At 58.0% G+C, this 9080-nt stretch carries 8 protein-coding genes; 4 read left to right on the forward strand and 4 right to left on the reverse strand.

Annotated elements, in window-relative coordinates; genetic code table 11:
- Position 1: 1 nt before the first annotated feature.
- A complete protein-coding gene (locus tag AC2FIM_RS12485; RefSeq protein ID WP_496679637.1) occupies positions 2 to 1255 on the reverse strand; it encodes a DNA polymerase IV in 1254 nt (417 codons plus the stop codon).
- Positions 1256 to 1614: 359 nt separating this feature from the next.
- The gene (gene pyrF, locus AC2FIM_RS12490) at positions 1615 to 2319 is read right to left on the reverse strand and encodes an orotidine-5'-phosphate decarboxylase (RefSeq protein ID WP_281973698.1); all 705 of its coding nucleotides are present in this window, start codon (positions 2317 to 2319) and stop codon (positions 1615 to 1617) included.
- A gap of 139 nt (positions 2320 to 2458) precedes the next feature.
- Here pyrF and AC2FIM_RS12495 point away from each other — a divergent pair, with 139 nt between their 5' ends.
- Positions 2459 to 2791 (forward strand): hypothetical protein, encoded by a 333-nt coding sequence (locus AC2FIM_RS12495; RefSeq protein ID WP_142639515.1) that lies wholly within the window; start codon positions 2459 to 2461, stop codon positions 2789 to 2791.
- Between the two features lie 125 nt (positions 2792 to 2916).
- On the forward strand, positions 2917 to 5535 hold the full coding sequence (gene clpB, locus AC2FIM_RS12500) for an ATP-dependent chaperone ClpB (RefSeq protein ID WP_142639513.1): 2619 nt from the start codon (positions 2917 to 2919) through the stop codon (positions 5533 to 5535).
- Positions 5536 to 5588: 53 nt separating this feature from the next.
- On the opposite strand, the gene AC2FIM_RS12505 is transcribed toward clpB, so the two are convergent.
- Positions 5589 to 6212, reverse strand: a complete 624-nt coding sequence (locus AC2FIM_RS12505; protein WP_271951863.1) for a class I SAM-dependent methyltransferase — start codon at positions 6210 to 6212, stop codon at positions 5589 to 5591.
- Positions 6213 to 6258: 46 nt separating this feature from the next.
- Entirely contained in the window at positions 6259 to 7074 is an 816-nt protein-coding gene (locus tag AC2FIM_RS12510; RefSeq protein WP_271951861.1) for a cyclase family protein, read from the reverse strand.
- A gap of 257 nt (positions 7075 to 7331) precedes the next feature.
- Here AC2FIM_RS12510 and msrP point away from each other — a divergent pair, with 257 nt between their 5' ends.
- Positions 7332 to 8234, forward strand: coding sequence for a protein-methionine-sulfoxide reductase catalytic subunit MsrP (gene msrP / locus AC2FIM_RS12515; protein ID WP_271951859.1), 903 nt, complete (start codon positions 7332 to 7334; stop codon positions 8232 to 8234).
- A 4-nt stretch (positions 8235 to 8238) separates the two neighbouring features.
- Positions 8239 to 8862, forward strand: a complete 624-nt coding sequence (gene msrQ / locus AC2FIM_RS12520) for a protein-methionine-sulfoxide reductase heme-binding subunit MsrQ (RefSeq protein ID WP_271951856.1) — start codon at positions 8239 to 8241, stop codon at positions 8860 to 8862.
- Positions 8863 to 9080: the final 218 nt, after the last annotated feature.

Consider the following 9080-nt stretch of genomic DNA (forward strand, 5'->3'; position numbering starts at 1 on the left):
CTCAGCGCAGGGCACGTCCTTTGACGATGGCATCCGTCCCAAAGCGGCGGCGAATCTCATCCGTGGCGCGTTCGGCCTGCGACCTGCGCGAGGCATCCGGATCCAGCAGATCCCCTGAAATATCCGCCTGATCCTCGGGGCACAGATCCGACAGGCCACACCCCAACAGCCGATAGGGGCCCTGATCACCAACCTGATCGAACAGCGCCCGTGCTGTGCGATAGATCCGATCGGCAATCTGTGTGGCATCGCGAAGAGAAACGCGTCGCGTAATGAGTTTGTGATTGGCCCGTTTCAGTTTGAGCGTCACAACCCGCCCGGCCAGCCCCTTGGCCTTGGCCCGATCCGAGACTTTTTCCGCCATCCGCCAAAGGTGCCCATCCAGAATGTCGGCATTGGCCGTATCCTCAAAAAAGGTCGTTTCGTTGCTGATGGACTTCATCGGTTCATGTGCCGAAACCCGGCGCTTGTCCTGACCGCGGGCCAGATGCCACAGCCGGTAGCCCATGGAGCCAAACCGCGCGGTCAGATCCTCTTGGTCCCAGCGCAACAGGTCCGAGAACAGGCGTATGCCTGCGCGGTCCAGCGATTCCTGCGCCGCAGGGCCTATGCCCCAGATCAGGCGCACTGGCTTGTCGTTCAGAAACGCGGATGTCTCTTCCTTGCCGATCACCGAGAAACCGCGTGGCTTGTCCAGATCGGATGCGACCTTGGCCAGAAACTTGTTATGTGACAGCCCGATTGACCCGGTCAGCCCCAACTCGTCCTTCATCCGCTTGACCAATCTTGCAAGCATGACGGCGGGTGGAGCGCCGTGCAGACGTTGCGTGCCGGATAGGTCCATGAACGCTTCGTCCAGGGACAGCGGTTCAACAATCGGCGTCAGCTCGTCCATCATCGACCTGATTTGGCGCGAAGCCTCGGCATAGACCGACATGCGCGGTTTGATCACGACAGCGTTGGGGCATAGTTGCAACGCTTTGAACATCGGCATTGCCGAACGGACGCCGCGAATCCGGGCTACATAACAAGCCGTAGAAACAACACCGCGCTTGCCGCCCCCGATAATGACGGGTTTGTCGGCCAGCTCCGGATTGTCCCGTTTTTCGACAGAGGCGTAGAAGGCATCGCAATCCATATGTGCGATGGACAGGTCAAACAATTCAGGATGCGTTTTGACGCGCGGGCTGCCGCAGACCGGGCAGCGGCGTTCCTTGGTCAGTTCTGTCAGGCAATCTCGGCAGAGGCCGGGCATTTTCTTTTCCCGTCTTCCATGCGGTCCGTAAGGTTCGGTGACTATATCATTCGCATGCCACGGGCAAAACCCGCACAGTGAGGGTAGGAACCAGATCTGCCAAAAGAAGGCCCCCCGCAAAGTGGCGGGGGGAGGTGACGGACCTCAGGAAGAGATGGTCCGCGGGGAGTATCACCTACTTAGATTCTCTCAAAATCGAATTTTTCGATAGAACCCAGTTCACACAGTGGAAACTCGTGTTTTGCATGTGTGTTTTGGGGCACAGGGACGATTTGGCGCGGATCGGGTGAAAAGTGACCTAAGGTCAACTGTTTGCGGGTTGTTCTTGCGAAAATTTAGCCTGATTTAGCCGGATTGCCCTAGTGTCGGGATAAGGAATTTAACTCTGCAAGCACCGCCTCTGCGGCGGCTTTAGGGTCTTGCGCCTGATAGATTGGGCGCCCGACGACGATGTGATCGGCACCATCACCGATGGCATTTGCCGGGGTTGCGACCCGTTTCTGATCTCCCAGAGCGGCACCGGCGGGCCGAACACCGGGTGTCACGATCAAGCGGTTTTCGGCTTGGGGCAGGGCACGGATCAGCGCGGCCTCTTGCGGGCTGGCGATGACGCCATCGGCACCCGCCTCCAACGCTTTGGCCGCGCGTTCGACAACCAGGTCCTGGACATCGCCCGACTTCAGCAGGCTGGCATCCAGATCATCCCGGTTCAACGAGGTCAGGATGGTTACGGCCAGGATCTTGAGGTCTTTGCCAGACGCGCCCTCTTTGGCGGCCCGCACCACGTGCGGGTCACCATGAACGGTCAGGAAATCCAAATCGAACTGTGCCAGACCACGCACCGCATTTTCCACCGTATTACCGATGTCGAACAGTTTCATGTCCAGAAAGATGCGCTTGCCCTGATCCTGCTTTAACTCGTTCGCCAGGGCTAGCCCGCCCCCTGTCAGCATTCCCAGGCCGATCTTGTAGAATGAGACACTGTCCCCCAGCCGCTCGGCCAAGGCCAGACCGTCGAGGGCGTTGGGGACATCAAGGGCTACAATCAGGCGGTCATCGGACATTGGGGGCTCCTTTTTGGCAAACGTCTGCGTCCTAACGGTTTCGTGCGCTTCTGTCCATGCGCGCCTTACGTGATTCAGATCACGGCAGAGGTTTCCGACTGTGCTATTATCGCGTTGTGCAACTGGGACGGAATTCGGAATGAGACAGTTTACGAAACCCACTATCGCAATCTGCGCGGGGCTGATGCTGGCCGGGTGTCAGGACATGGCGCTGGAAAAAGAGGCTGCTGATACAGTCCTGAGGTCTCCGACAAACGACAACCTCCGGCTGATTGGCGGTTATCGTTCGATGGATGATGACTGTCAGGTTACAGGGGAATCCGCCTTTACCGTGGATTTTCTGGATGACGCCGCCGATCTGGTTTCCTGCCCGACGGGCAGCGATGCAGCGCAATCGCTTGTCGATATGTACGGTGCGCGTTCTGTGGCGAAAACTGGGGGGTATACAGTTTATTCTGTGCCGCGTCGGTAGGTTGGATTCTGTTGGCAGACCCCTTGAACCGCGCAAGATATTTCCCAGATTGAATGTGAGGCCCAGACCGACGCGCGCTGCCAGGCGGGCGCGTCAAAACCGGGCGCTTAGAGAAGGAGCAAAATATGGACTTGAACAAGTTCACCGAGCGGGCACGAGGTTTCGTGCAGGCAGCGCAAACGATTGCGATGCGCGAGGGGCACCAGAGGTTGACCCCTGAACATATACTCAAAGCCTTGATGGACGATGATCAGGGGCTGGCCAGCAATCTGATCACCCGCGCAGGCGGAGCGCCCAGCCGTGTCGTTAACGCACTGGATGCGTCCATGGCCAAAATTCCCAAGGTCAGCGGCGATGCGGGCCAGGTTTATCTGGATGGTCAGACCGCCAAAGTTCTGGATGAAGCTGAAAAGATCGCCACCAAGGCAGGCGATAGTTTCGTGCCGGTTGAACGTATTCTGATGGCGCTGTGCATGGTGAAATCCAAAGCCAAGGATGCTTTGGAAGATGGCGCGGTGACGGCGCAGAAACTGAACGAAGCCATCAATGACATCCGCAAAGGGCGCACCGCTGACACCGCCTCGGCAGAAGAGGGCTATGATGCGCTCAAGAAATACGCGCGTGACCTGACCGAAGCGGCGGCTGAGGGCAAGATCGACCCGATTATCGGGCGGGATGAGGAAATCCGCCGCTCGATGCAGGTTCTGTCGCGCCGCACCAAGAACAACCCCGTTCTGATCGGCGAGCCCGGCGTGGGTAAAACAGCGATTGCCGAAGGTATGGCCCTGCGCATCATCAATGGGGATGTGCCGGAATCGCTAAAGGATAAAAAGCTGCTCGCGCTCGACATGGGTGCGCTGATCGCAGGTGCGAAATACCGTGGTGAGTTCGAAGAACGCCTCAAGGCGGTTTTGACCGAAGTGACTGAAGCCGCCGGTGAAATCATTTTGTTCATTGATGAGATGCACACGCTGGTTGGCGCGGGCAAATCCGACGGCGCGATGGATGCTGCCAACCTGATCAAGCCTGCGCTTGCCCGGGGTGAGCTGCATTGTATCGGTGCCACCACGCTGGATGAGTATCGTAAATACGTGGAAAAAGACGCGGCTTTGGCGCGCCGGTTCCAGCCGGTTGTGGTTCAGGAACCGACTGTCGAGGACACGATCAGCATCCTGCGCGGTATCAAGGAAAAGTACGAGTTGCACCATGGTGTGCGTATCTCGGACTCGGCTTTGGTGTCGGCAGCGACCCTGTCGCATCGCTACATCACTGATCGCTTCCTGCCCGATAAAGCTATCGACCTTGTCGATGAAGCGTCGGCTCGCTTGCGGATGGAAGTGGACAGCAAGCCCGAAGAACTCGATCAGCTGGATCGTCAGATTCTGCAGATGCAGATCGAGGAGCAGGCGCTGAAGCTCGAAGATGATGCGGCATCGAAGGATCGTCTGGAAACCTTGCAAAAGGATCTGGCCGATCTGCAGGAGCAATCCGCCGAGATGACTGCACAGTGGCAAGCCGAACGTGACAAGCTGGCTGGTGCGCGCGATCTGAAGGAACAGCTCGACAAGGCACGGGCCGATCTGGAAATCGCCAAACGCGAAGGCAACCTCGCCAAGGCGGGTGAGCTGTCCTATGGCGTCATCCCCGAGCTTGAGAAAAAGCTGACCGAGGCCGAAAACGCCGAAAGCAGCCAGATGATGGCCGAGGAAACGGTGCGTCCGGAACAGATCGCTTCGGTGGTCGAACGCTGGACCGGTATCCCGACCTCGAAAATGCTGGAAGGCGAGCGCGAAAAGCTGCTGCGGATGGAAGACGATCTGCATTCCCGCGTCATTGGTCAGGATGCGGCGGTCACGGCTGTCTCAAATGCCGTGCGCCGTGCTCGTGCAGGTTTGAACGACGAAGGCCGTCCGCTGGGTTCGTTCCTGTTCCTCGGACCAACCGGCGTGGGAAAAACCGAGCTGACCAAGGCGGTGGCGAACTTCCTGTTCGACGACGACAACGCGATGGTGCGCATCGACATGTCCGAGTTCATGGAGAAACACGCGGTTGCCCGTCTGATCGGCGCCCCTCCGGGCTATGTCGGCTATGACGAAGGCGGTGTGCTGACCGAAGCCGTGCGGCGCAGGCCCTATCAAGTCGTGCTGTTCGATGAGGTCGAAAAGGCGCATCCGGATGTGTTCAACGTGCTGTTGCAGGTACTGGATGATGGTGTGCTGACCGATGGTCAGGGCCGTACCGTGGACTTCAAGCAGACGCTGATCATCCTGACCTCGAACCTCGGCTCTCAGGCGCTCAGCCAGTTGCCCGACGGTGCCGACAGTGCACAAGCGCGGCGGGATGTGATGGATGCGGTCCGGGCGCATTTCCGGCCCGAATTCCTGAACCGTCTGGACGAAACGATCATCTTCGACCGCCTGAAACGGGGTGATATGGATGGCATTGTCGATATCCAAATGGCACGCCTGCAAAAACGCCTGGCCGCGCGGAAGATCGAGCTGGTTCTGGACGACGGGGCTAAGGAATGGCTGGCCAACGAGGGCTATGACCCGGTCTTCGGTGCTCGCCCACTGAAACGCGTGATCCAACGCGCCTTGCAGAACCCGCTGGCCGAGGCGCTGCTGGCGGGTGAGATCAAGGATGGCGAGTCTATTCCGGTCACCGCCGGGGCCGAGGGCCTGATCATAGGCGATCGGCTGGGCACGTCTGAGCGACCACGACCGGATGATGCCGTGGTGCATTGAACCTAAACTGATTGTTGAATGGACCCGCTTGACTGGTGGGTCCATTCTTGAATTTACCCGCGTTTTTTTGCGACTAACCCCCGGCTTGTCCGAGAGGGTGGGCCAGATGGGAAAGAATAGACCGTTTCGCAATCAAAACCTGCTTCATCTAGCAGCTCTAAGATCTCCGCGCGCTGAAACGTTCTATGTCGCCATTGCAACCAGATGATGGCGTTACACCAATGTGGCTTTGATACCACCAAAAACAGGCGACCCCCCTGGCGCAGCAGTCTGTGAATGTCTTGCAAGGCTTGGGACGGATCTGCGCAATGTTCAATCACATGGGCCGCAAGAGCTACGCCCACCGGGTCTAGATTGACATTGCCTAGCACCCCTTGGGCTAGTTCTGGTTCGACCCCCCGCGCCCGCAGAGCCTTTTGGCCTTGCCTGATCATCCCCGCGCTGGGTTCAAGTAAGGTTAACCTGGCCGGTTTTCCGTGGACCGCTACCCAGGCCTCGGCGAAGGACGCAGTGCCAGCCCCAATATCGACCACATGTGTCGCTTCGTCAGCGACAGGCAATCCCGAGGTCAGGAATTCTAGGTAGCCATCATAGTACCCAAGCGCGCGCATCTTGTCCCGCCACCGGGGCGCGGCTGTATCGTAACGATGCGTGATTTCGGCAATGGGTTTGGGCATCGGTCCGTGCTTTGAAGGTATGCTGCATCACTAGTGCATCGTGGCTTTAGACCAACGCGAATATCCGTGCCGGACCTCCGGTGCCGCCAGCATGTTTCGGTGCGCCGATGACCAGCGTGGCCCCCGCGGCCGGAACCCGATCCAGGCCCGCAAGGCATTCGATGCCAAACCGGCCCGAGGGCAGCCAGGCATAGTGGGTGGCGAAATCAGCAGACATGCCGTGATCCAGCGACAGGGTATCCACCGCAATCGACCGCGCGCCGGTGTCTTCCATTAACATCTGCGCCGCTTCGACGTGAAACCCGGGATAGTGCTGCGCCTCACCGTCGAAATTGCGGAACCCGTCCGTGGCGGTCTTGCCGGACCAACCGGAATGCATCGCTACGCAAGCGCCGTCGGGGATGTCTCCGTTGGCCGCAATCCACGCCTTCAGATCGTCCGGGGTAACGCGGGTGTCGGCGTCTTCGGCCGCGCGGGCGGCGATATTGACGACACAAAGCGGCGCGACCAGATCGGTCACCGGGATCTCATCAACCGACATGCCATCTGCGGAGAAATGCAGGGGCGCATCTATATGCGTGCCGGTATGTTCGTTGATCGACAGATTGAACAGGTTAAAGCCGTGATCCGCGAAGTTGAACGCCTGTTCGGCCGAAATGCCGGGTTCGCCTCCCCAAGTCGGAAAGTCGGGGCTGAGCGTATGGGTCATGTCCTCGACCCCGCCATGACCTGCGGCCAGCGCTGCTGGTGCAATCGCTCCGGTGGTCGCAGCCGCAACGCTCGTGGCGGCCGCAGCTTTGAAGAAACTCCGCCGCGACAGCATTCGATCTTTGACGGCATTCATAACGCAGATGTCACACATTCTTCTTCTCCCACTGGTGGATTTCAATCGTTGGATGGGTCGTCCATCTTTTCCCTTGTTGGTAATACCTGCGGCCCAGCCTGCATTTTTGAGGCCTGCGTTGTAAAGGTGGTGACCACAGGTGGTGCCGCGACAACAGCCTCACCCCCCCCCTGATACGTTACAAACTGGTCGCTCAATCGTGAGGCCTGTTTCCTTGGCTCTGTGCTATCAGCGGACTACCTCACCTCAGAGGATGTATGAAGACGGAGACTTAGATGGCGCATCGCTGGACCAACACATTGACACATGTCGACGTCACCCCCCGGGCGGCGTTTCTGAACCGGCGCCAGATGATGGCCGGGATTGCGGGTGTCGGATTGGCAGGGCTGGCGCAGGGGGCAGCCGCGCAAGAGGCGCTGGAGCCGAATACCTGGGAAGAGATCACCGGTTATAACAATTATTACGAGTTTGGTACTCGGAAAGAAGATCCTGCAAAATACGCCTATACTCTTGTTACTGAGCCGTGGAGCATCAAGATTGACGGTCTGGTGGACAAGCCCGGCGATTACAATTTCAAGGACATCCTGTCCGAAATGACCGTCGAAGAACGGATATACCGGTTTCGCTGTGTCGAGGCATGGTCGATGGTGATCCCTTGGAACGGGTTTGAACTGGCCGACCTGCTGAACATGGCCGGTGTTCAGGAAGGCGCCAAATACGTTGCCTTTGAAACCGCTTATCGTCCAGATGAAATGCCGGGTGTTCAGTATCCGGTTCTGGACTGGCCGTACCGTGAAGGTCTGCGGCTGGACGAAGCAATGCACCCGCTGACCCTGATGGCCACTGGTATTTATGGCCGGCCGATCCCGAACCAGAACGGCGCACCGTTGCGTCTGGTGGTTCCGTGGAAATACGGGTTCAAATCCATCAAGTCGATCGTGCGCATTACGGTGTCAGATGTTGAGCCGCCGACAAGCTGGAACATGGCCGGTCCGCGCGAATATGGTTTCTATAGTAACGTGAACCCCAACGTGGATCACCCGCGCTGGTCGCAGGCCTCGGAGCGTCAAATCGGCGGTGGGCTGTTTGCCAAGCGCATCCCGACGCTCATGTTCAATGGCTACGAGGACGAGGTCGCCGGGCTTTACGAAGGCATGGATCTGTCCAAGCATTATTGAGAGTATGAGCGCGCTGAACCAGATATTCCGTCGGATCCCTGTTTGGGCCGTCTATTTGCTGGGGGTCCTGCCGGCACCCTGGCTGTTCTATCAAGGGCTGACCGGAGGTTTGGGTGCCGACCCGATTGAGGCTCTTGAGCATAAGTACGGCAAACTGGCATTGCAGTTTTTGATTGTTGTTCTGGCTATATCGCCCCTGCGCAGGTTTGTCGGCGTGAACCTGATCAAGTTCAGGCGGGCGCTGGGCGTTTTGACATTTATATATATCAGTCTGCATCTTTTGGTTTGGCTGGTATTGGATGTGCAGGCCCCCGGGCAGATCTGGGCGGACATCCTGAAGCGCCCCTATATAACTGTGGGTATGGCGGCATTTGTTCTGACGCTGCCACTGGCCGTGACGTCGAACAACTTTTCAGTACGGCAGCTTGGCCCGGGCTGGCGCGCGCTTCAGCGTTTGGTCTATCCGGCAGCAGTTCTGGGGGGCGTGCATTATGTAATGCAGGCCAAAGGATTTCAGATCGAACCCTTGATCTATTTGTCCGTGATTTTGGCTTTGCTTGCTTTGCGCCTACCGATCTCGACCCTGATGAGCCGATTCCGAGGTGCGATTCCGCCCGACTCGGCCTGAGTCTGCCAGCAAGCCTGTGCGAAACACAATTTTCCGTACGCATCTTGGCGGTTGGTCGCCGTATTTGGGCGCGGTTCTATTTGTAAGCATTTGTTTTATTTCAGTAAATAATTGTTTTGAAGATTTTCGAGAGTTTCGGGAATTTTCTGCTTGCGGTGTATGTTTGTAATGCTTAGAACCCCCTTCACCGGCGCTGCTGAGGCGCTTGTGACACACTG

Source organism: Ruegeria sp. CDSC052 (assembly GCF_059610685.1).

Bases quoted from the DNA above. Each gene is read 5' to 3' on its own strand.
- AC2FIM_RS12510 (WP_271951861.1), bottom strand. From the start codon at position 7,074: ATGTGTGACATCTGCGTTATGAATGCCGTCAAAGATCGAATGCTGTCG.
- msrP (WP_271951859.1), top strand. From the start codon at position 7,332: ATGGCGCATCGCTGGACCAACACATTGACACATGTCGACGTCACCCCC.
- msrQ (WP_271951856.1), top strand. From the start codon at position 8,239: ATGAGCGCGCTGAACCAGATATTCCGTCGGATCCCTGTTTGGGCCGTC.
- clpB (WP_142639513.1), top strand. From the start codon at position 2,917: ATGGACTTGAACAAGTTCACCGAGCGGGCACGAGGTTTCGTGCAGGCA.
- AC2FIM_RS12485 (WP_496679637.1), bottom strand. From the start codon at position 1,255: ATGCCCGGCCTCTGCCGAGATTGCCTGACAGAACTGACCAAGGAACGC.
- AC2FIM_RS12495 (WP_142639515.1), top strand. From the start codon at position 2,459: ATGAGACAGTTTACGAAACCCACTATCGCAATCTGCGCGGGGCTGATG.
- AC2FIM_RS12505 (WP_271951863.1), bottom strand. From the start codon at position 6,212: ATGCCCAAACCCATTGCCGAAATCACGCATCGTTACGATACAGCCGCG.
- pyrF (WP_281973698.1), bottom strand. From the start codon at position 2,319: ATGTCCGATGACCGCCTGATTGTAGCCCTTGATGTCCCCAACGCCCTC.